Raw genomic sequence first — 20,564 nt, 5'->3', positions numbered from 1 at the left:
GTGGTGCCGGTCGTCGCACCCGATTCTTCAGGAGAACCGTCCCCTCATGAGCATTCGCAAGCCCACGCGCCCGGCCCCTTCCGAGCAGGCTTCGTGGAACACCCAGCGCGGCACTTCGATGCCCGTACACCGCTATCGCCCCTGGTCCGAGCTGGTCGAGGACATCGTCCTGCCCGACCGCACCTGGCCGGACAAGCGCATCGACACCGCCCCGCTGTGGTGCGCGGTCGACCTGCGTGACGGCAACCAGGCCCTGATCGACCCGATGTCGCCCGCGCGCAAGCGCAAGTTCTTCGACCTGCTGGTCCGCATGGGCTACAAGGAGATCGAGGTCGGCTTCCCGGCCGCGTCGCAGACGGACTTCGACTTCGTCCGCGAGATCATCGACGAGGGCGCCATCCCGGACGACGTCAGCATCCAGGTGCTGACCCAGTGCCGTCCGGAGCTGATCGAGCGCACCTTCAAGGCACTGGAAGGCGCGCCGCGCGCGATCGTCCACATCTACAACTCGACGTCGATCCTCCAGCGTCGTGTGGTGTTCCGTGAGGAGCGCATCGGCATCACGAAGATCGCTTCGCAGGCGGCCGAGCTGGTCGTCGACTACGCGGCGAAGCAGCCGGACACCGACTTCCGCTTCCAGTACTCCCCGGAGTCCTACACCGGCACCGAGCTGTCCTACGCGCTCGAAGTCTGCAACACGATCACCGAGATCTGGCAGCCGACGCCGGAGAAGCCGGTCATCCTGAACCTGCCGGCCACCGTCGAGATGGCGTCGCCGAACGTCTACGCCGACTCGATCGAGTGGATGCACCGCAACCTGGAGCGCCGCGACTCGGTGATCCTGTCGCTGCACCCGCACAACGACCGCGGCACCGGCATCGCCGCCGCCGAACTGGGCTTCCAGGCCGGCGCGGACCGGATCGAAGGCTGCCTGTTCGGCAACGGCGAGCGCACCGGCAACGTCGACCTGGTCGCGCTGGGCATGAACCTGTACAGCCAGGGCGTCGACCCGCAGATCGACTTCTCCGACATGGACGAGATCAAGCGGACCGTCGAATACTGCAACCAGCTGCCGGTGCACGAGCGCAGCCCGTGGGCCGGTGACCTGGTGTTCACCGCGTTCTCCGGCAGCCACCAGGACGCGATCAACAAGGGCCTCGACGCGCTGAAGGCCGCTGCCGACAAGGCGGGGACGCCGGTCGACGAGCACCCGTGGGAGGTCCCGTACCTGCCGATCGACCCGAAGGACATCGGCCGCAACTACGAGGCCGTGATCCGGGTGAACTCGCAGTCCGGCAAGGGCGGCGTCGCCTACATCATGAAGGCCGAGCACCAGCTCGACCTGCCGCGGCGCCTGCAGATCGAGTTCTCGAAGGTCGTCCAGCGGCACACCGACACCGAAGGCGGCGAGGTCGACCCGACCACGATGTGGAACGCGTTCTCGGCCGAGTACCTGGAGCTGAAGACGCCGCTGGAGCTGGTCCGCCAGCACGTGAGGGACAACGGGGACGGCGAGTACGACATCACCGCCACCGTGCGGGTCGAAGGCGACGAGCACGAGGTGACCGGGCGCGGGAACGGCCCGATCGCGGCGTTCTTCGACGCGCTGTCGACCGTCGGGTTCGACCTGCGGCTGCTGGACTACAGCGAGCACACGCTCTCGCCGGGCGACGACGCGCGGGCGGCGTCGTACATCGAGTGTGCGATCTCCGACCGGGTGTTCTGGGGCATCGGGATCGACCCGTCGATCGTGACCGCCTCGCTGCGGGCCGTCGTGTCGGCGGTGAACCGGGCGAACCGGTAGCTCTTCCCGCTTCTGTTCCGTTCCGTGAAGGCCTCCTTGAGGGACTCTGGGTCCCTCAAGGAGGCCTTCACGGACTTCCCCCTAGTGCGGAGAGGCAAGGGCGGCGCATCAGGCGCGATGCGGCCTTGACGCGTGTTGCGAAAGCCACTTTCGCAACGTTGAAGGTTGCGAAAGTGGCTTTCGCAACATCCCTCCGCTCAGCGCCGGGCCCGAGTACATGAAGGCCAGCACCGGAAGGGGGCCTTCATGTACCTCTACAGGGCCTTCACCGCGGCCAGGATGTCGGCCGGGTCGGTGCGGGTGGTGTAGTCCGGGTGGACGTCGATGTAGCGGATGACACCTTCACCGTCGACCACCAGGACGGTCGGGTACGGCAGTTCCCACTCCGCCGCACCGTTGAGCTTCTCGACGTCGCCGATGAGCGCGTCGAAGGTCGGCTTGAGCTCCGGGTCCTGCCGGAACGTGATGCCGAGCGCGCGCCCGAGCTCGTTGTCCACATCGGACAGCACGGCGAATTCCAGATCGTTCGTGGACAGCGAGCCGTCCGGCAGCTGCGGGCTGACCGCGACCAGCTTCACTCCCAGATTCTCCAGCTCCGGCAGTAGTTCCTGCTGATACGCGCGCAGGGCGAGGTTGCAGTACGGACACCACGCGCCGCGATAGAACACCACGACGGCAGGCCCGTCCGCGACCCGGATCCGCTCACCGGAAGCGTCCGGCAGCGTGAGGTCCGGCATCGCCGCCCCCGGCTTCACCGCCGCCTCGACGACCAGTCCGACGAACTTCTCCCGGTCGGCCTTGAGCACCGGCGCCACCTCCTCCGGCAGGTGCTCCGCGACGGCGACGCGCAGGTCGGCGAGGTCGGTGTTGAGATCCCCCATCGTCAGCTCCTTTGGTTGTACTGATCGGTACAGTGCGGCCAACTGTACTATTCGGTACATGAGTGGTCAACCGGCGAAGACCCCGCGAGGGCGGATGACGCGTGACGCGATCGTCGACGCGGCGGCCGAGCTGATGTACGTCAACGGCGTCGCCGCGACGAGCGTCGACAAGGTTCTCGCGGCCAGCGGAGCCGGGAAATCGCAGATGTACCACTACTTCAAGAACAAGGACGAACTCGTCGGCGCGGTCATCGACCGCTGTCTCGAACTGATCCTCGGCAACCAGCCCACGATCTTCGAACTCCGCGAATGGGCGGACTTCGACCAGTGGGCACAGGAGATCCTCGCCATCCAGAGCACTCCGAAAGGCCCGGTCGCCTGTCCGCTCGGCAACCTCACCGGCGAGCTCGGCGACGACCCGAAGATGGCCCCGCTGCTGGACAAGGCCTACCGCGAATGGGAGTCCCATCTCGAACGCGGCCTGAAGTCCTTGCGGGAACAGGGAAAGCTCGTCGAGGGCGCCGACCCGGCGCGGCTCGCGCAGGCCGCGATGACCTGCCTCCAGGGCGGCCTGTTGATGGCCCACCTGCGGCACGACATCACGCCGATCGCCGACGCGCTCAAGATCGCGCTGGACCACCTGAAGAGTCACGCTCGCCCGTGAGCGCCTCGACCTCGTCGGCGAGCGCGTCGAGGACCTTCGCCACCGCGGGCCGCGAGGACGCGCCGAGCCGGCAGACCGCCTCGACGTGCCGCGCCGCCTTGATCCCGGCGAGCGGACGGCAGACCAGGCCGCTGCCACGCCGGGTGTCCACTGTGTACCGGGGCAGCAGCGCGATCCCGTGTCCCGCGGCCACCAGCCGTTCAATGATCCGGAAGTCGTTGATGCGCTGCACCACCCGCGGCCGCACGCCGGTGCGGATGATCAGCGACTGGAGAATGTCGTCCACCGGGAACCCGGCGTTGACGCTGATCCAGCTTTCGTCGGCCAGTTCCGCGAGTTCGAGGCGACGCCGTTTCGCGAGCCGGTGCCCGGTGGGGAGCGCGACGTCGAGCGGTTCGCGCAGCAGGTGCCGTGACTCCAGCCGCTCCGATCCGAGCGACTCCGCGTGCTCGTCCCGGTGCGCCACCACGATGTCGTAGTCCGCGACGAGCCCCGGCACCTCGGGCGGCGTCATGTCGACGTCGCGCACGATGACGTCCAGCCCGTCGAACTCCGCCGTCCGGTGCAGCAGCCCGGGCAGCAGCATCAGCCCGGCCGACTGGAAGATCGCCACCCGGACCCGGCCGCGCGGGGCGCTGCGATAAGTGTCCAATTCGGACTCCGCGCGATCGAGCGCGGCGAGCACGTCGTCCGCGCGGGCGACCAGCGCGCGGCCCGCGTCGGTCAGCCGCAGCCCGCGCCCGGCGGGCTCCGTCAGCGCGAGACCGACGTCACCCTGCAAGGCGCGCAGCTGCTGGGAAACCGCGGACGGCGTGCAGTGCAACGCCTTCGCGGCCGCCGTCACGCTGCCGCGGTCGGCGAACTCCCGCAGGGTCCGCAACCGGCCGATGTCCATGACACCAGCATATGTGAAGCGAAACTGAACGGTCGCTGCAAATATTCTCGCTGGTCCTAAATGGTCATCCACGTCAGAGTGAAGGACATGCCCGCCCGCGACCGTTTGCTCGCCCTGCTCGTCGCCGTCCTCTGGGGCTGCAACTTCCTCGCCATCCACGCCACCCTCGGACAGTTCCCGCCCGTCTTCGCCGGCGGGCTGCGCTTCGCGATCATCGCGATCCCGACCATCCTCTTCGTACCGTGGCCGAAGGTGAAGATCCGCCACCTGCTCGGCTACGGGCTGGGCTTCGGCACCGGGCAGTTCGTCTTCCTCTTCATCGCGATGGACACCGGCATGCCGACCGGTCTCGCGTCGCTGGTGCTGCAGGCTTCGGCCCCGTTCACCGTCCTGCTCGGCGCCGTCTTCCTGCGGGAACGGGTGTCCGGACGGCAGCTGGGCGGGATCCTGCTCGCCGTCGCCGGGATGGCGACGATCGCCTGGCAGCAGGCCGGCAACGCCGCCCTGCTGCCGGTGATCCTGACCCTGCTCGGCGCGCTGAGCTGGGCCTTCGGAAACCTGAGCACGCGGCAGGCGGCCCCGGACAACCCGCTGAACTTCGTCCTCTGGATGTCCGTGGTGCCGCCGCTGCCGATGTTCGCGCTGTCGCTGGCGATGGAGGGGCCCGCCGAGATCGGGCGCTCGCTGAGCACCCTCGGCACGACGACCGGCCTGATCGGCCTCGGCGGGCTCGCCTACGTCGTGCTGTTCGGCACGATCGTCGGCTCCGGGATCTGGACGTCGCTGATGCGCCGCAACCCGGCGGGCGTGGTCGCGCCGTTCTCCCTGCTGGTGCCGGTGGTCGGGCTGTCGATGGCGTTCCTGGTCCTCGACGAGCGCCCCTCGCTGGTGGAGATCATCGCCGCGGCCGTCGTCATCGGCGGGGTCCTGTTCGGTTCGACGAAGCGCCGCGCCCGCGAGCCGGATTTCCTCGCCGAAGCCGAAACGCCTCAGCCCACTGGTGTGCGGTGAGGCGTTTGGGCACGACTTCTTTGCCGGGCCGGGTGAACACCTGCCGCACGAAGTCCTGGTAGCGCTCACGATCCGCGTCGTCGACGAGCGGGCGCTCGCGTCGGGTCATGGTCAGGAGCCCACCGTCGACGCCGGGCCGGGGACTGAACGCCGCCGCGGGGACCCGGCGGGCCAGCCGGAAGTCGAACCACGGCCACCACTGCGCGGTCAGCAGGGTCGCGCCGCCGACCCCGGCCCGGCGGCGCGCCACCTCCCACTGCATGAGCAGGACGGCGTCGGTCCAGCCGGGAGCGGCGAGGACGTGGCGCAGTGTCGCGGTGGTCAGGTGGAACGGCAGATTCCCGACCAGGACGTAGGGCGTCTTCGGCAGGGGGAACCGCAGGTAGTCCTCGGCGACGATCTCCGTGGACGTCCGGACGCGGCCCGCCAGCCTCAGCGCTCGACGGTCGTCGATCTCGACACCGGTCAGTGGCCTGCCGAGCCGTTCCAGTGGCAGGGTGAGCGCGCCGTCGCCGGTGCCGAATTCGATGATGGGCCCGTCGGTTCCGGCGACAAGCCCGACGACGGTTTCGATGATGTCGTGGTCGATGAGGAAGTTCTGGCCGAGTTCGTGACGGCCGGGACGATGTGTGCGCAAGGGATCTCCGCGGCTTCGAGGTGAGCCGGGCAGCACGAGGCCTGCCCGGCGATGACTCGCTCGGGCGGCGGTTCCTTGCTGGACGCGTGGGATCCGCCGCTAGGCGCGGCGGGTCCTGGTGAACGCGGAAGCACACATGGCGGCGAAGCTACCCCGTGCCGGAGTGCTCCCGCCAACGGTTTTCTAGCCGGCGATCCGGCTGGTGCCGAGGTGCTCGACCGGACCGGACAGCGCGGCCTTGACCCGGCGGGTGAGGTCGTCGGTGAGCACTTCGGTCTCCCCCTTCTCCAGCCCGTCGACGACCTGGCGGGCGACGTCGCGCGGGTCGTTCTTCGGGATGTCGAGCCCCTGGGTCATGTCCGTGTCGGTGTAGCCGAGGTGGACGCCGACCACCTGGGTGCCCTGCTCGGCGAACTCGATGCGGAGCGAGTTGGTGAGCGACCAGAAGGCCGCCTTCGACGCGCCGTAGGACCCCGAGCCAGCCGCCCACGACAGGACGGAGTGGACGTTGACCAGCGCTCCGCCGTCCTTGAGCCCCGCCGCAAACGCTTGCGCGACGCGCAGCGCCCCGAAGACGTTCGTCTCGAAGACCGGCCGGTGCGCGTCGACGTCTTCGCCGAGCAGCGAGCCGAGCCCGAGGACCCCGGCGTTGTTGAAGACGATCGTCGCGTCGCTCGCTTCGGCGGCCAGCGCGCGGACGGACTCCGGGTCGGTGACGTCGAGCGGGAGCGGCACGATCCGCGGATCGGTCTCCGCGCGCGGCGTCCTGGCCGTCGCGTAGACCTTGGCGGCACCGCGTTCGAGCAGTTCGGCGACGAACGCCCTGCCCAGCCCGCGCTGCCCGCCGGTGACCAGGACGACCGCGCCTTCGATGGAGGTCATGATTTGCTCCTTTGACAGAAGTGTTTGATGCTTGCCTCTGTCATCAGGATGGCGGCGCGCGCTGACAGAGTCAAGTACGCTTGACCTATGTCATGGACCGCGACGGACCGCTACCGGTTACGCACCGCCCCCTCGGGGCTGGCGCTCGTTCAGGACTTCCTCAACACGAAGGCGATCAAGACGCACGGCCTCGACCTGCTGAGCGACGCCGATCTGGCGCGACCGTGGGCCGCCGAGGCGCTGGCGGAATGGTCTCGCGTGCGGGAATCCGAAGTTCCCGAGATCACGCTGGGCACGAGCGACCTTCGAGCGCTTCGCGACCTGCGGGAGTCGTTCGTTTCGCTCTTGGACGGCGGCGAAGCGGCCGTCGAGAAACCGGTCAAGGCCGATCTGGCCGTGCGGGACGGCGTCGTCCGGCTGTTCCCGTCCGGCGCGGGACGGCAGTGGCTCGCTTCGGCGCTGTGGACGGAGACGCTGCTCGCGCAGCAGGCCGGGATCTGGCCGCGGCTGAAACTGTGCCGTCTCGACGGCTGCCGTTCGGCGTTCTACGACGTCTCGCGCAACAACAGCGGGGTCTGGCACGACGTGCGGACCTGCGGGAACGTCGCGAACCTGCGGGCTTCCCGGGAACGGAAGAAAGCGCTCAGCTGAGCGAGGCGAGCGCCGACGGGATCGGGATCTCGCCACCGATGACGTCGAAACCCTGGTTCTCCGCGAGCGGCTCGTCGAGGGCGGCGACCAGGACCGCGGCGACGTCGGCGCGGGAGACGTGCCCGGGTTCGAGGTGACCGCCGAGCTTGACGCGGCCGGTCGGCTGGTCGTCGGTGAGGGTGCCGGGGCGGACGATCGTCCAGGTCAGGCTGGAACGGCTCAGGACGCTGTCGGAGATCTGCTTCGCCATCAGGATCGACCGCACCAGCCGGTCGCCTTGATCCGGCGAATCCGCGAACTGCGCGGAGAGCTGCACGAACCGCGAGACCCCCGCCTTCTCCGCGGCGCGGATCGCGGTGATCACGCCGTCGCGGTCGACGAGGTCGACCGAGGCCTGGTCCGGATCGGGCGCGCCGATCGCGCTGATCACGACCTCGGAACCGGCGAGCGCCTCGACGAGGTCGTCCGCGTCGGCGGTGACGTCCGCGACCACGGTTTCGGCGCCGAGCCCGGCGACCTCCTCGGCGCGGCGACGGCTGCGCAGCCCAGCCCGCACCTGATGTCCCCGCCCCCGCAGCAGCCGGACCACGTGAATCCCCGTCCGCCCCGACGCACCCAGCACTGTGACCCGCATGACACGAGTCTGCCTGATCACGGCCGCCCACGCCGGTCACGCGCCCACCCCACGCATTTCGTCCTCTAAATGCGGGAAGTACCGAGCGCTCGCCGGCGGGACCGCGTGTTGCGAAAGCCACGTTCGCAACGCTCAAGGTTGCGAAAGTGGCTTTCGCAACACGACCGGGCCTGGGGAACGCCCGCATTTCGTCCTCTAAATGCGGGGAAGCGCGTGAAGGCCCCCTTCCCTCGGCTGAGCCGAGGGAAGGGGGCCTTCACGCGCAAAGCGGGGCTAGAGGATCTCCGCCGCCGAGCCGACGTCCGGCAGCCCGCCGACGTCGGGGTTCAGGTCCCCGGCTCCGACGAGTTCCGCCTCGACCGCGTGCGGCTGGATCCGCCCGTCGCGGATGTCCTCCGCGTAGTGACAGGCGACCCGGTGACCGGCGCCGATCTCCCGCAGCTGCGGGCGGTCGGTGTCGCACAGGCTCTGCTGCTTCCACGGGCACCGCGTGTGGAAGCGGCAGCCAGACGGCGGCCGCGCCGGCGAGGGCAGGTCACCGGCGAGCAGGATCTGCTCCCGGGTGTCCTCCACCGTCGGGTCCGGCACGGGGATCGCCGAGAGCAGCGCCCGCGTGTACGGGTGCAGCGGGTTCTCGTACAGCGTGTCGGCGTCGGCCTCCTCGACCAGCGAGCCGAGGTACATCACGCCGATGCGGTCGGAGATGTGCCGCACCACCGCGAGGTCGTGCGCGATCACCAGGTACGTGAGCCCGAGCTTCTCCTGCAGGTCCTCCAGGAGGTTGACCACCTGCGCCTGCACCGAGACGTCCAGCGCGGACACCGGTTCGTCGGCGACGATCAGGTCCGGCTGCACCGCGAGCGCCCGCGCGATGCCGATGCGCTGACGCTGGCCGCCCGAGAACTCGTGCGGGTACTTCCGCAGCGAAGACTCCGGAAGCCCGACCGCGGCAAGGAGTTCCCGCAGCCGCCTGGCGGTCGCGTCCTTGTCCTTGTCGAGGCCGTGCGCCTTCATCCCTTCCGTCAGAATGGATTCCACCGACTGCCGAGGGTCCAAAGAGGACATCGGGTCCTGGAAGACCATCTGCATCCGGCGGCGCGCCTTGCGCAGTTCCTCGCCCTTGAGCCCGGCGACGTCGGTGCCGTCGAAGACGACCTTGCCCGCCGTCAGCTCGGTCAGCCGGAGGATCGCCCTGCCCAAAGTGGACTTGCCGCAGCCGGATTCCCCGACCAGGCCGTAGGTCTCACCCTTGCGGATGGCCAGATCGACGCCGTCGACGGCGAACACGTGCCCGACCGTCTTGTCGACCACGATGCCGCGCTTGATCGGGAAGTGGACCTTGAGGTCTTCGACCTCCAGGAGCACTTCCGGTGCCGGTGCCGTATGCGTCATCGGGCCCCTCCTTGTGCGGCCACGGCCGGGATCACCGGGTTGTGGCAGCGCAGCAACCCACCGCGATCGGGGGTCAGCTGCGGTGAAACCTCCCGGCACACGCCGAGAGCGTTCGGGCAGCGGGGCGCGAACGCGCAACCGGCGTCCCACGGGATGTTGTCGGCGACGGATCCCTTGATGGGGATCAGTTTCTCGCCGCGGCCCGCGTCGAGACGCGGGATCGAGGCGAGCAGGCCGTGGGTGTACGGGTGCCGCGGTTCGGCGAACAGCGAGTGCCGCTCCGCGCGCTCGACGATCTTGCCGCCGTAGAGCACGTTGACCTCGTCGCAGAGACCGGCGACGACACCGAGGTCGTGCGTGATCATGATCAGCGCGGTCCCGGTGTCCTGCACCAGTTCGCGCAGCAGCGCGAGGATCTGCGCCTGGATCGTCACGTCGAGCGCGGTGGTCGGCTCGTCGGCGATGAGCAGCCGCGGACGGCAAGCCAGCGCGATCGCGATCAGCGCGCGCTGCCGCATCCCGCCGGAAAGCTGGTGCGGGTACTCGGAAAGCCGTCGCGACGGGTCGGGGATGCCGACCTTGTCCAGCAGTTCGACGGCTTCCTTCGACGCCACCTTGCGCGACATCCCGCGGTGCCGCTCCAGCACCTCGGTGATCTGGAGCCCGATCGGGATGACCGGGTTCAGCGAGGACAGCGGGTCCTGGAAGACCATGCCGAGGTCGCGACCCCGGCGGTCCCGCATTTCCCTGTCCGACAGGCGAAGCAGATCCGTGCCTTCGAACGACACCGAACCGCTGACCTTGTTGCCGCGCTTCGCGAGCAGCCGCATGATCGCCAGCGAGGTGACGGACTTTCCGCAACCGGACTCACCGACGAGACCGACCGTCTGGCCGGGTTCGACGTCGAAACTGACCTCGTCCACCGCGGTGAACGGCTTCTCGCCGCGTCGCTGGAAAACGACCTTGAGGTCGCGTACTTCAAGGAGAGCCATGAAAGATCACCGCCTGTTCTTCGGATCGAGGGCTTCCCGCAAGGACTCGCCGAGCAGCGTGAAGCCGAGCGCGACGATAATGATCGCGATGGCCGGGTAGTACGCCAGCTCGGGGCGGATGTCGAGGAACTGCCGGGCACTGCGGCTCAGCATGATGCCCCATTCCGCCCGGTTCGGGTCCGGGTCGCCGAGACCGAGGAACGACAGCGCCGCCGCCTCGAGGATCGCGGTCGCCAGGGTCAGCGTCGCCTGCACGATGACCGGGCCGAGCGAGTTGGGCAGCATGTGCCGCAACACGATCGTCCCGCGTTTGACGCCGAGTGACGTCGCCGCGAGCACATGGTCGCTGTTTCTCTGCGCGAGCATCGAACCGCGCAGCAACCGCGCGAAGATCGGCACGCCGACCATCGACACGGCCACGATCACGGTCCACTGGCTCGGCTTCTGGAACAGCGCGGCGACCGAGATCGCCAGCAGCAGCGAAGGCACCGACAGCATGACGTCGACCAGGCGCATCAGCACCGTGTCGACCCAGCCGCCGAAGGCACCGGCGAGCCCGCCGATGATCATGCCGACCGCGACCCCGATGATCGTCGCGAGCACACCGACCAGCAGCGTGTTCTGGGCGCCGACCAGCAGCCGCGAAAGGTAGTCGCGGCCGAAGTCGTCGACACCGAGCGGGAATCCGGGCTGAGCGCCCGGGATGATGCCCTGGCCGAGGATGACCTGGCTCTGCAGATACCGCTCGTAGGGGTCCTTCGGCGCGAGAAGCGGCGCGAAGATCGCCACCAGCAGGAACAGGCCGGTGATCACGGCGCCGGTGATGGCCACCGGGCTCCGCAGCATCCGGCGCACGGCCTCGCCGCCGAGGCTGTGCCCCTTCGCCGACGACGCGGCGAGCTTGTCGATCGGCTCCTTCTTCTTGTTCAGCAATGTGTTCATCGGACACGCACCCTCGGGTCGATGAGCCCGTACGAGACGTCGACCAGCATGTTCACCAGCACGTACACCAGCGCGCCGAACAGCAGCAGCGCTTGCAGGCGCGGATAGTCACGCCGTTCGATGCCTTCGGCGAGCAGGAAGCCGAGGCCGCGGAAGTTGAACACCCGCTCGGTCAGCACGGCGCCACCGAGCAGCGCGCCGGTCTGCAGGCCGATGGTGGTGACCACCGGCAGCAGGCCGTTGCGGAGCACGTGACGGCGCCGGACGACCGGCTGGGTCAGGCCCTTCGAGTTGGCCGTGCGGATGAAGTCCTCGTTCAGCACGTCCAGCACCGAAGCGCGGGTGATCCGCACGATCACCGCGAGCGGGATGGTGGCCAGCGCGAACGCCGGGAGGATCAAGTGGAGGATCGCGTCCCAGGCGGCGTCCCATTCCTGGGTGATGATGCCGTCGAAGACCGCGAAGCCGGTGACGGTGGTGGCGTCGAGACCGGCCATCTGACGGCCCTGCGAGGGAAGTCCCAGTGGGGCGGCCAGCAGGTCCTGCATCATGTAGCCGAGGAAGAACACCGGCACGGCGACGCCGACCAGCGAAAGCACGATGATGACGTTGTCGACGGCCCCGCCGCGGAAGCGGGCGGACAGGTAGCCGAACGGGATGCCGAGGCCCACCGCGATGAGCATCGCGCAGAAGCCGAGCTCGATGGTGGCGGGGAGGAAGTTCCCGATCTCCGACATGACCGGCTGGGCGGAGACCAGCGAGTTGCCGAAGTCGCCGGTGATGGCCCGGCCGAGGAACTTGAAGTACTGGACGAAGATCGGATCGTCGAGGCCGAGGATCCGGTTCAGGTCGGCGATCTTCTCCGGGGTCGCCTTGTCACCCAGGAGGGCGCCGGCGGGGCCGCCGGGCAGGGACCGGAGCCAGGCGAAGATCAAGATGGACAGGATCAAGAGCGTCGGTATCGCTTGTAGCAGCCGACGCACGAGAAAACGGAGCACGTGCGTTCCTTTGTTGCCAGCCCGGGAATGGACTTCAGGGGGTGAGCGCGGTAGCGCCCACCCCCCGAGCCACTAGTGGTGGTGGATCAGTTGACCGTGACGGTGTAGAAGCGCTCGTCGGTCAGCGGGCTGGCCACCAGGCCCTTCACCTTCGGGCCGACGACGATCGCCGGGGGGCCGTAGGAGATGGGGATGGCGGGCAGGTACTCCATGATCTTCTGGTTCGCTTCCTGGTACGCCTTGGTGTGCGCCTCACCGGCGGGCGCGGCGTCCGCGGCGGCCAGGGCCGAGAACAGCTCCGGGTTGTTGAAGCCGAACTCCGCCTTCTCGCGGCCGAAGAAGGTGCCGACGAAGTTGCCGGCGTCGTTGTAGTCACCGGTCCAGCCGAGCAGGTGGACGTCCTGCTTGCCGGCCTTCTGCACGTCGTCCTTGTAGCCACCGTTCCACGGCTTGGCGATCGGCTCGACCTTGATGCCCATGGCCTTCATGTCCTCGGACAGCGAGGTGAAGATGTCCGCCGGGTTCGGCATGTACGGCCGGGAGACCTCGGTCGGGTAGTAGAACTTCAGCGTCATGCCCTCGGCGCCGGCGTCCTTGAGAAGCTGCTTGGCCTTGTTGAGGTCGTACGGGTACTTGGTGACGTTCTCGTTGTAGCCGTCGATCGCCTTCGGCACGAACTGCGTCGCGGTCTCGGCGCCCTCGGGGAGCTTCGACTTCACGAACTGGTCGCGGTTGAGACCGTAGGCCAGCGCCTTGCGGACGTTGGGGTCCTTCAGCTTCGGGTTGTTCGCCTGGTTGATGCCCAGGTACAGGATGTTGAACGACGGGCGGATGAGCACCTGCTCGCCGTCGTTGCGCAGGAGACCGTAGTCCGCGGGCGACGGGTAGTCGTAGCCCTGGATGTCGCCGGCCTTCAACGCCTGCTTGCGGGCGTTCTCGTCCGGGATGACCTTGAAGACCAGCTTGTCGAGCTTGGCCGTCTGGGTCGGCGAGTCGGTCGCCTTGGAGAGCGTGATCTCACCCTTGGCCTGGTCCCAGCTCTCGAACTTGAACGGGCCGGTGCCGGTCGGGTGCTTCAGCGCGTACTCCGGGTAGGAGAACGAGTCACCGCTCTGGGTGACCTGGTCCGCGTTGTACTTCTTCAGCGCGTCCGGGCTCTGGATCGAGAACGACGGCAGCGTGAAGGCGGCCGGGAACGCGCCCTTGGCCTTGTTCAGGTTCAGGACGGCTGTCGACTCGTCCTTGACCTGGCAGTCCTTGAACACCGGGTCGCCGGAGGCGTCGCCCTCGTTCTTGGCGAAGCCCTCGAAGACGTCGCCGTAGTAGATCATCTGGCTCTGGGCCGCCGCGCCCTTCATGTTGAACATGCGGTTGAAGTTGAAGCAGACCGCTTCGGCGTTGAACGCGGTTCCGTCGTGGAACTTCACGCCCTTCTTGAGGGTGAAGGTCCAGGTCTTGCCTTCGTTGCTGCCTTCCCACTTCTCCGCCAGGCCGGGCTCGAGGTCCGCGGTCCCCGGCTTGTTCATGATCAGGGTGTCCATCATCTGGCGGATGATGCGGAAGGTCTCACCGTCGTCGTTGAAGAGCGGGTCGAAAGTCTTCGGGTTACCGGCGGCGCCGAAGACCATGGTGCCTCCCGAGCCACCCCCTGCGCCTTCTTCACGCTTCGAATCGGCACAGGCGGAAATGGAGACCGCGAGTGCGCCGGCAAGCCCGATCAGGGCCACACGGCGTGCTCGGGTCACCCGCAGTTGCTGCATCTGGCACCCCTTGAGGAGAATTTCGGTGTTTTAGGCACCGTCCGGTCGGTCGGAAACTCGAACTCCGCGGACGATCGGTGTGCTCGCCGACACTAGCGGGAACTCAGCCCGCACTTAAGCACGCGAGGTTACGATCGCGCTACACGAAGGCCAATACGACCGCAAAGTGTCCACAATTCCGCACTTAGTGTAATCAATTCCGGGCAACTAACGCGCAGAGTGCCGGTCCACTAACTCAAATGGGTGTCCACCACTAGGCTCATCGGATCACTGACAGAAGTGGACAGTGAGACCACGAAATCCGCTGCGGCCCGGGTTCCGTCCACGGTGAACCAGCCCCGTTCGAACAGCTGCCAGCGGCGCAGATCCGCCCGCGATTCCTCGCCGTCCCGGCCGGTGGCACGGTCGAGGCGCTCGACCTCGTTCCCGCCGTCCAACCAGGTCAGCAGGCTCAACGACGGCCGCATCCGCGCCCTGCCACTGGAAACGCCCTCCAGCACGAGGACTTCGGGGACCGGGATCTCGACCGCTTCACCGGGCGAGGGGACGCCGGAAGACCAGTCCACGCGCCGGTAACGACCGGGCCTGCCCGCGCGCAGCGGTTCCAGGACACCGGTTTCCAGTCGCGGCCACCAGGAAACGGGCTCGTCCCAGGTCGCGAACTCATCCGTGCTGACCAGCGCCACGCGGACGCCGCGACCGGCGAGTCCGGCCACGATCTTCCCGGCCAGGGTGGATTTCCCGGACCCGGAAGGCCCGTCGACGGCGAGCACGCGGACGGTCCCCAACCTCGGCGGGGCCGCGAGAAGCGCGTCTATCAGCGCGCGCGTGCGGGGCTCACTTCGGGGAGCCCTTTGACGTTGTCGGGCGTGGCCGTCCGTGCTTCGAGCGCGGCGACGCGTTCTTCCAGATCACGCTGGGCGTCGGCGAGTTCGCAGCGGAGCAGCGCGATCTCCTCGACGGAGGTCCGGACCTCTTCTTCGAGATGCCCGACCTCGGTCGACAGGTGCAACGCGACCAGCGCGAGAACCACACCGGCCAAGAGGAATACGAAGTTCGACGGCGTTTGCACACCGGTTATCCGCGCGAGGAAGTCGGCGGCCTGTGGAACGAGGGCGAGCACGACCACGCCGATGGCGAGGACGAGCCAGACACCCGCGTACTTTTCCCGCAGTTTCCGCCGTCGCATCATCTCGAGGACGACGAACAGCACCAGACAGGCGACGACGATGCTGAGAATGCGCCAGCCAGCCATAATCAGCTCCTTTTACGCCGAATCCGACGAGTCGACGGCGGGGCGGCGGCGCACCAGCGCCAGCAGCAGGGCGAGTCCGGCGCGGCCGAGGTAGACGGCCGATTTCACCGGTGAATGGCTCGGTGTGCCACCGGCCCGTTCCCGCATGATCACCGGGATTTCCTTGATCTTCAGTTCGGCGCGGATCGCCATCACCAGCGATTCGACCGTGTCGCCGAGGTATTCGGCCGGGTAGTACGCGGCGAACATTTTGATCGCGCGCGGGCCCATCGCCTTGAACCCGGAGGTCACGTCGGTGAGCTTGGTCTTCCCGAGCCGGGAGAAAACGAACGAGAGCACGACCATCGCGTATTTCCGCGGGCCGCTCGCCTTGTACGCGCCCTTGCCCGCGAACCGCGAGCCGATCGCGATGTCGGCGTCGTCGAGCGCGTCCAGCAGGGCGGCGACCTCGTCCGGGTCGTGCTGGCCGTCCGCGTCGACCTGGACGACGACGTCGTAGCCGCGGGCGGCCGCGTACCGGAAGCCGGTGCGCATCGCCCCGCCGACGCCGAGGTTCACCGACAGGCGGGCCACCTCCGCGCCCGCCGCGCGGGCGAGCTTGGCCGTGTCGTCGGACGAGCCATCGTCGACCACCAGCACGTCCATACCCGGCAAGGACTGCTTGACCTGGGAAATGACCGTGCCGACACTGGCCTGCTCGTTCAAAGCAGGCATCACGATGAGCACGCGACGGGTGGTCACGGACGTACTGGACACTGGATCACTCTATCTTCTTACTGGCCGTGAGCGGTGTCGGACCCGGTGGTGGCGCCGTCGGCGACCACACCTTGCTGACCTTCGATTTCGTAGACCGACGCGTCGAGGTTGTGGAAAACGCGCTTGAAACCCGGGGTGATGTCGAGGCGCTGGAGACCCACCGCGGACTGCGCGTTGGGGGCCACCTTGCCCTTGCCGACCAGCACGTAGCGCACCTTGAGGTCGGTGAGCGCCTCGCGCACGCGCGGCTCGCGGTTGATGTCGTTCAGGAACACGCTGAGCCAGCCGGCCTTGGTGGTGAACTCGGCGCCGTAGTTGGTCCACTCGACCGGCTGGACCCCCGAAAGGGCGTACATCCACACCGAGCCGTCGGCCCTGTCGTTCATGACGCGCTCACCCGGCACGACGTGCTTGCCGAGCCAGTCGTAGGCCTCCTCCTCGGCCTTGCTGACCGAGGGGCCGTCCGCGCCGTAGTTCAGCGCGAGCCGCGCGGAGTTGCGGCCGATGTAGCCGCCGCGGCTCAGCACCGTGACCACCAGGCCGATCACCAGCGCGCCCGCGATGGCCGCGGTGACCGGGTTCAGGTTCGGCTTGCGCTCGCCGAGCTTCTCGGCGAACTTGCCCGACGCGGTGTGCACGAACTCGCCGAACGCGACGGCGCCCGCCAGCGGCACGAGCGCGCCGATCCGCCAGTGGTCGTTGTAGAACACCCCGGTCAGGGTGTGGATGAGCGGGGTCTCCAGCGAGATCGTCGCGGCGAAGAGGCCGCCGAGGACGACGTACGCGCCGACCATCCAGAGCATCCGCCGGTGCTTGACCAGGAAGAACACGCCGATGATCGCCGGGATGCCGATCCACCACTGCGGGAACGACGCCATCGGCGAGAACGTGATGGTCTGCCCGAGCGCGCCGGACACACTGGTCTCCGACGCCCAGAACGCGCTCGTCACGCCACCCGCGTTGTAGAGCGCGGGCAGGACCTGCGGCACGCCGAGCACGACCGCCAGCACGACCGTGGCCACCAGCGAGGCGGCGCTCCGGCGCCAGTCGATCTTCTCGAAGCGGAACAGCACCGCGAGCAGGATCAGCAGGAAGTAGACCATGATCACGAAGATCAGGCTGGTGTGGAGGCCGGCCAGCCCGGCGACGCCGACACCGATCGCGACCGGCCCGGCGACGCCGTTCGGCTTGAGCAGCAGGCGGGCGAGCGCGAGCATCGCGGGCACGAGCGCCACCCCGGCGACGTACGGCCAGAGCGGGCCGCGCCACAGCGAGTCGTACGGGAACGCGGTGAACCAGGTGGACACGGCCGCGGCGGCGGCGGTCGCGAGGACCGGCATGCGCCAGGCGCGGCACATCGCCGCGACGCCGACCGGGACGACCAGCACGACCATGAGCGCCGCCAGGTTCAGCGTCGGCATCATCGTCAGGCCGCCCTTGCCGAAGACCAGGGCGAGCAGCGCGTGATAGGTGTCCGGGTAGAAGTAGTCGGTCTGGTCCGGCAGGTTCGCGATGGTGCCGACCGTCGACGCGCGCGCGTCGCCGTGCTCGGCGATCCAGCGCACCAGGTTGCCGTGGAACGGGGCGTCCCAGCCCTGCTGGACGTTCTCCAGGCTGCGCGAGCCGCGCAGGAAGGTCACCGTGCCGACGCCGAGGCCGACCACGACACCGGCGCCGATCAGCAGGTGGTCACGCAGGGAGCGCTTCGTCTCGTCGTCGTCTTCGTCCTCGGCCCAGTCGGCATGGCGCTTCGCGGTGAAGCGGAGGACGAGGAACGAGAGCGCGAAGCCGAGCACGGACAGCAGCAGCACCCACAGGCCGACGTTCAGCATGGTCCAGCGGATGCCGAACCGGCCGAGGATCGGGATGCCGATGGCGACGAGACCGAAGGTCAGCAGCGGGGCCGCGGCGGCGAGGGTCCAGCCGCGCAACCTGATCGCGGCGCCGAAGACGAGCCCCGGCAGCCAGAACGCCAGTAAGACCAAAAGAACGTTCATCGAATTCGCTGTCCAACCCTATTCGGCGCTGATAACGCCATCCCGTTCGCGGCGCGTGATGGCGCGGCCACACTATCGAGACGTTTCGGACGGCTTCGCGTTGCCCGTCTCCGGCGTGCCTCTCACCACGAAAGCCATGACGACCAGCAGTCCGACCGTCGGACCGGCGGCGAGCCCGACGACGGCGCGCACGACGGTGTCACCGGGGAAGAACAGCAGGACCAGCGCGGTCGCGACGACGACCGCGGCCCAGGTGATCAGCACCTTCTTGGCCTTGGCCTGCGCGACGAGGACGGCGGCGAGCAGCTGCATCGCGGCCAGCAGCACCGAAGACCAGACCAGTCCGGCCATCCACCAGGCCTCGGGGTCGTTCTTGCCGCCGTAGACCAGGCGGACCACCCACGGGCCGATCAGCCAGCCGATCAGCGCGCCCAGCGCCGCGAGCGCCAGCGCGCCCGCCGAGCCGAGCGCGAGCAGCTTCCGCAGCCGGTGCTTGCCCTCCTCGGTGCTGGACAGGCGCACCACGGTCGGGACCGCGAGGGCCTGGACCGGCGCCATCAGCGTGAGCGGTGTCCTGGCCACGAACAGGGCGACGAAGAGCACGCCGAGCTTGTCCTTGTCGCCGCCGGGCGCGAGCAGGCTGACCAGCGCGGGATAGCCGGTGATGACGCTCGCGGTGAGTCCGGCGCCCGCCAGCAGCATCAGCATGTTCGTGACGACCGGCTTCGCGGGCTCGTCGATGTCCAGCTTGGGGTCGACCAGGCGAGCGGCACCGCGAGCGAAGAGCAGCCAGGCGAACGATCCGGTCGCGGCGGCGACGGCGAACCAGTACAGCTGGGTGAGCCCGGCGACCACGAGGGCGGCGACCACGAGGATCCGCACCGCGGCCTCGACCAGGATCAGCCACGAGTAGGACCGGACGTGGTCCTGGCCGATGAGCAGGCCGCGCGCGGCGAACTGGAAGGCGAACGAAACCCCGCCCGCCAGCACGATCACCGCGAGCGCGAACTGGCCGCCGTAGACCTTGTCGGTCACCGGCGGGATCAGCGTGAACAGGGCCACGACGGCGACCGCGACCAGGCTGGTGACGAAGGCGATCACGGCCGGTCGCCCGGCCTTGCGGCCTTCGAGCGCGGCGTGCGCGGACTGGCGCGAGATCTCCTGTTCGAGCGGGGACAGGGCGGCGCCCAGCCCCATCAGCATGCCCCAGAACGAGAGCAGGACAGCGTTGTCAGCCGTCGACAGCGTCCGGCCCCAGACCACGGTGAGGACATAGCCGAGCGCGATCGCGATCAGCAGGTAGACGCCGATGCGGCCGGCGGATTTCCCGGTGCTCTTGGCCAGTTTCTCGCCGGTTTCGTCAGCCACGGTGCTCATTTACGCAGCCGCGCCCGCAGCGCCATGAGGAGACCCCGGACCGCCCCGGCCCCGAACCCTGCGGCGAACACAGGCGTGAGCTGGGCGACGGCCTTGGCCTCGGCCTTGGTCGCGCCGAACTTCGTCACCGCGAACCCGGCGGCCGTCGAACCGGCGGCGGCCAGCGCGACAGCGGTCTTCGGGCGCTTCGCGGCGACACCGAGCCCGAGCACTCCGACGGCCATCGCGGCGAACAGGCCGTTGCGCGCGGGACCGGGCGACGCGAGATACGAATCGACGAACGTGGTGCCGCGGAAATACGACTGCCCGATGAACTTCTTGAAGGAATCCCGCCCGTGATAGGTCGCGGAGAACTCCGGGGCGAGGAAGATTCGGTGCCGTTCCGCGATCCAGCGGAGAACACCCGTGTCGTCACTGGCGAAACGAACGTCTTCGAAGAGCGACTCGAACGCGTTGGACGAATCCTCGAGAACGTCCTTCGGCGCGGAAAAGAATCCGGTGCCTTTGGGGAAGACGTCGAACTCCTCGATACCGAACGACATCAACCGCGGGTTCGCGCAATAACGGCGCCATGGGATCTTCACCAGACCCGCCATGAATCCCGCGTACGGATTGTGTTCGGACGCGACGTTGATGTGACCGTTCCACACCGTGCGCTCGGGGTGGTCCACGAGCTGGTCGCGCAGGAAGGTGAGCGAGCCGGAGTCCACGATCACGCGGCTGTCGAGCAGCAGGATCTGCCGCCCGGACGCCTTCGCGATCCCCGCCCGGCGAGCCTCGAACCGGCCGCTGTTCGGCTGGGAGAGGACGGTGATGCCGTACAACTCCTGCAGCCTGGTGAGCTTGTCGCCGGTGCCGTCGGTGCTGCCGTCGTCGACCACGACCACCTCGACCGGCCAGTTCGCCGCCTGTGCCGACGCGATCAGCGCGCCCACACTGCGGTCGATCCAGTTCTGCTCGTTGTAGACCGGGATCACGACGGACAGGGCCGGGAGGAGCGAATTCGCACTCACCCCGGCGAGGCTACCTTGCGCGG

At 68.4% G+C, this 20,564-nt stretch carries 20 protein-coding genes; 4 read left to right on the top strand and 16 right to left on the bottom strand.

The genetic code is table 11. The features are described from left to right. Window positions 1-46 precede the first annotated feature (46 nt). Window positions 47-1,804: a 2-isopropylmalate synthase gene (leuA, locus tag B0293_RS23560; RefSeq protein WP_039919575.1), complete on the top strand. Its 1,758-nt coding sequence runs from the start codon at window positions 47-49 to the stop codon at window positions 1,802-1,804. A gap of 254 nt (window positions 1,805-2,058) precedes the next feature. Here leuA and B0293_RS23555 read toward each other — a convergent pair whose 3' ends face one another. Next, entirely contained in the window at window positions 2,059-2,685 is a 627-nt protein-coding gene (locus tag B0293_RS23555; RefSeq protein ID WP_005166285.1) for a peroxiredoxin-like family protein, read from the bottom strand. A 58-nt stretch (window positions 2,686-2,743) separates the two neighbouring features. On the opposite strand from B0293_RS23555, the gene B0293_RS23550 reads away from it, so the two are divergent. Further along, window positions 2,744-3,349, top strand: a complete 606-nt coding sequence (locus tag B0293_RS23550; RefSeq protein WP_039919573.1) for a TetR/AcrR family transcriptional regulator — start codon at window positions 2,744-2,746, stop codon at window positions 3,347-3,349. Here the strand turns inward: B0293_RS23550 and B0293_RS23545 are convergent. Continuing rightward, complete coding sequence (locus B0293_RS23545) at window positions 3,306-4,244, bottom strand: LysR family transcriptional regulator (protein ID WP_005166283.1); 939 nt, start codon at window positions 4,242-4,244, stop codon at window positions 3,306-3,308. The two genes, B0293_RS23550 and B0293_RS23545, sit on opposite strands and share 44 nt — an antisense overlap. A gap of 87 nt (window positions 4,245-4,331) precedes the next feature. Between B0293_RS23545 and B0293_RS23540 the strand changes: the two genes are divergently transcribed. Further along, window positions 4,332-5,255 (top strand): EamA family transporter, encoded by a 924-nt coding sequence (locus B0293_RS23540; protein WP_039919600.1) that lies wholly within the window; start codon window positions 4,332-4,334, stop codon window positions 5,253-5,255. Here B0293_RS23540 and erm read toward each other — a convergent pair. Then, the gene (erm, locus tag B0293_RS23535; RefSeq protein WP_039919572.1) at window positions 5,158-5,892 is read right to left on the bottom strand and encodes a 23S ribosomal RNA methyltransferase Erm; all 735 of its coding nucleotides are present in this window, start codon (window positions 5,890-5,892) and stop codon (window positions 5,158-5,160) included. The two genes, B0293_RS23540 and erm, sit on opposite strands and share 98 nt — an antisense overlap. Before the next feature lie 183 nt (window positions 5,893-6,075). Beyond that, window positions 6,076-6,774 carry an SDR family oxidoreductase gene (locus B0293_RS23530; protein ID WP_005166277.1) on the bottom strand — a complete coding sequence of 233 codons (699 nt, stop codon included), beginning with the start codon at window positions 6,772-6,774 and terminating at the stop codon, window positions 6,076-6,078. A gap of 87 nt (window positions 6,775-6,861) precedes the next feature. Here B0293_RS23530 and B0293_RS23525 point away from each other — a divergent pair, with 87 nt between their 5' ends. Then, window positions 6,862-7,425 carry a CGNR zinc finger domain-containing protein gene (locus B0293_RS23525; RefSeq protein ID WP_005166276.1) on the top strand — a complete coding sequence of 188 codons (564 nt, stop codon included), beginning with the start codon at window positions 6,862-6,864 and terminating at the stop codon, window positions 7,423-7,425. Here B0293_RS23525 and B0293_RS23520 read toward each other — a convergent pair. From B0293_RS23520 to B0293_RS23465, 12 genes are all read right to left on the bottom strand, one after another. Then, window positions 7,418-8,059, bottom strand: coding sequence for an SDR family oxidoreductase (locus B0293_RS23520; RefSeq protein ID WP_039919571.1), 642 nt, complete (start codon window positions 8,057-8,059; stop codon window positions 7,418-7,420). The genes B0293_RS23525 and B0293_RS23520 overlap by 8 nt on opposite strands. A gap of 273 nt (window positions 8,060-8,332) precedes the next feature. After that, window positions 8,333-9,451 carry an ABC transporter ATP-binding protein gene (locus B0293_RS23515; RefSeq protein WP_005166274.1) on the bottom strand — a complete coding sequence of 373 codons (1,119 nt, stop codon included), beginning with the start codon at window positions 9,449-9,451 and terminating at the stop codon, window positions 8,333-8,335. After that, complete coding sequence (locus B0293_RS23510) at window positions 9,448-10,443, bottom strand: ABC transporter ATP-binding protein (RefSeq protein ID WP_005166273.1); 996 nt, start codon at window positions 10,441-10,443, stop codon at window positions 9,448-9,450. Before B0293_RS23510 ends, B0293_RS23515 begins: the two co-directional genes overlap by 4 nt. Window positions 10,444-10,449: 6 nt before the next feature. Further along, on the bottom strand, window positions 10,450-11,385 hold the full coding sequence (locus B0293_RS23505; protein WP_005166272.1) for an ABC transporter permease: 936 nt from the start codon (window positions 11,383-11,385) through the stop codon (window positions 10,450-10,452). After that, a complete protein-coding gene (locus B0293_RS23500; RefSeq protein ID WP_005166271.1) occupies window positions 11,382-12,383 on the bottom strand; it encodes an ABC transporter permease in 1,002 nt (333 codons plus the stop codon). The genes B0293_RS23505 and B0293_RS23500 overlap by 4 nt, the downstream gene beginning before the upstream one ends. A gap of 86 nt (window positions 12,384-12,469) precedes the next feature. Next, the gene (locus B0293_RS23495; RefSeq protein ID WP_005166270.1) at window positions 12,470-14,143 is read right to left on the bottom strand and encodes an ABC transporter substrate-binding protein; all 1,674 of its coding nucleotides are present in this window, start codon (window positions 14,141-14,143) and stop codon (window positions 12,470-12,472) included. Between the two features lie 230 nt (window positions 14,144-14,373). After that, entirely contained in the window at window positions 14,374-14,931 is a 558-nt protein-coding gene (locus tag B0293_RS23490; protein ID WP_425331835.1) for a uridine kinase family protein, read from the bottom strand. 29 nt (window positions 14,932-14,960) lie between these two features. Next, window positions 14,961-15,398 carry a DUF2304 domain-containing protein gene (locus tag B0293_RS23485; RefSeq protein WP_005166268.1) on the bottom strand — a complete coding sequence of 146 codons (438 nt, stop codon included), beginning with the start codon at window positions 15,396-15,398 and terminating at the stop codon, window positions 14,961-14,963. Window positions 15,399-15,410: 12 nt separating this feature from the next. Then, window positions 15,411-16,112 carry a glycosyltransferase family 2 protein gene (locus tag B0293_RS23480; protein WP_085939755.1) on the bottom strand — a complete coding sequence of 234 codons (702 nt, stop codon included), beginning with the start codon at window positions 16,110-16,112 and terminating at the stop codon, window positions 15,411-15,413. 59 nt (window positions 16,113-16,171) lie between these two features. After that, a complete protein-coding gene (locus B0293_RS23475; protein WP_005166265.1) occupies window positions 16,172-18,151 on the bottom strand; it encodes a DUF6541 family protein in 1,980 nt (659 codons plus the stop codon). 72 nt (window positions 18,152-18,223) lie between these two features. Then, window positions 18,224-19,528 (bottom strand): polysaccharide biosynthesis protein, encoded by a 1,305-nt coding sequence (locus B0293_RS23470; protein ID WP_039919568.1) that lies wholly within the window; start codon window positions 19,526-19,528, stop codon window positions 18,224-18,226. Next, window positions 19,525-20,541, bottom strand: a complete 1,017-nt coding sequence (locus tag B0293_RS23465) for a glycosyltransferase family 2 protein (protein WP_005166262.1) — start codon at window positions 20,539-20,541, stop codon at window positions 19,525-19,527. Before B0293_RS23465 ends, B0293_RS23470 begins: the two co-directional genes overlap by 4 nt. Window positions 20,542-20,564: the final 23 nt, after the last annotated feature.

This window comes from Amycolatopsis azurea DSM 43854 (genome assembly GCF_001995215.1).
Taxonomy (GTDB): domain Bacteria; phylum Actinomycetota; class Actinomycetes; order Mycobacteriales; family Pseudonocardiaceae; genus Amycolatopsis; species Amycolatopsis azurea.
This window is presented reverse-complemented; position numbering and strand designations above follow the sequence as displayed.

Excerpts from the sequence above, each read along its gene's own strand:
- leuA (WP_039919575.1), top strand. The coding sequence starts at position 47 with ATGAGCATTCGCAAGCCCACGCGCCCGGCCCCTTCCGAGCAGGCTTCG.
- B0293_RS23555 (WP_005166285.1), bottom strand. The coding sequence starts at position 2,685 with ATGGGGGATCTCAACACCGACCTCGCCGACCTGCGCGTCGCCGTCGCG.
- B0293_RS23550 (WP_039919573.1), top strand. The coding sequence starts at position 2,744 with ATGAGTGGTCAACCGGCGAAGACCCCGCGAGGGCGGATGACGCGTGAC.
- B0293_RS23545 (WP_005166283.1), bottom strand. The coding sequence starts at position 4,244 with ATGGACATCGGCCGGTTGCGGACCCTGCGGGAGTTCGCCGACCGCGGC.
- B0293_RS23540 (WP_039919600.1), top strand. The coding sequence starts at position 4,332 with ATGCCCGCCCGCGACCGTTTGCTCGCCCTGCTCGTCGCCGTCCTCTGG.
- B0293_RS23530 (WP_005166277.1), bottom strand. The coding sequence starts at position 6,774 with ATGACCTCCATCGAAGGCGCGGTCGTCCTGGTCACCGGCGGGCAGCGC.
- B0293_RS23525 (WP_005166276.1), top strand. The coding sequence starts at position 6,862 with ATGTCATGGACCGCGACGGACCGCTACCGGTTACGCACCGCCCCCTCG.
- B0293_RS23520 (WP_039919571.1), bottom strand. The coding sequence starts at position 8,059 with ATGCGGGTCACAGTGCTGGGTGCGTCGGGGCGGACGGGGATTCACGTG.
- B0293_RS23515 (WP_005166274.1), bottom strand. The coding sequence starts at position 9,451 with ATGACGCATACGGCACCGGCACCGGAAGTGCTCCTGGAGGTCGAAGAC.
- B0293_RS23510 (WP_005166273.1), bottom strand. The coding sequence starts at position 10,443 with ATGGCTCTCCTTGAAGTACGCGACCTCAAGGTCGTTTTCCAGCGACGC.
- B0293_RS23505 (WP_005166272.1), bottom strand. The coding sequence starts at position 11,385 with ATGAACACATTGCTGAACAAGAAGAAGGAGCCGATCGACAAGCTCGCC.
- B0293_RS23495 (WP_005166270.1), bottom strand. The coding sequence starts at position 14,143 with ATGCAGCAACTGCGGGTGACCCGAGCACGCCGTGTGGCCCTGATCGGG.
- B0293_RS23485 (WP_005166268.1), bottom strand. The coding sequence starts at position 15,398 with ATGGCTGGCTGGCGCATTCTCAGCATCGTCGTCGCCTGTCTGGTGCTG.
- B0293_RS23480 (WP_085939755.1), bottom strand. The coding sequence starts at position 16,112 with ATGCCTGCTTTGAACGAGCAGGCCAGTGTCGGCACGGTCATTTCCCAG.
- B0293_RS23475 (WP_005166265.1), bottom strand. The coding sequence starts at position 18,151 with ATGAACGTTCTTTTGGTCTTACTGGCGTTCTGGCTGCCGGGGCTCGTC.
- B0293_RS23470 (WP_039919568.1), bottom strand. The coding sequence starts at position 19,528 with ATGAGCACCGTGGCTGACGAAACCGGCGAGAAACTGGCCAAGAGCACC.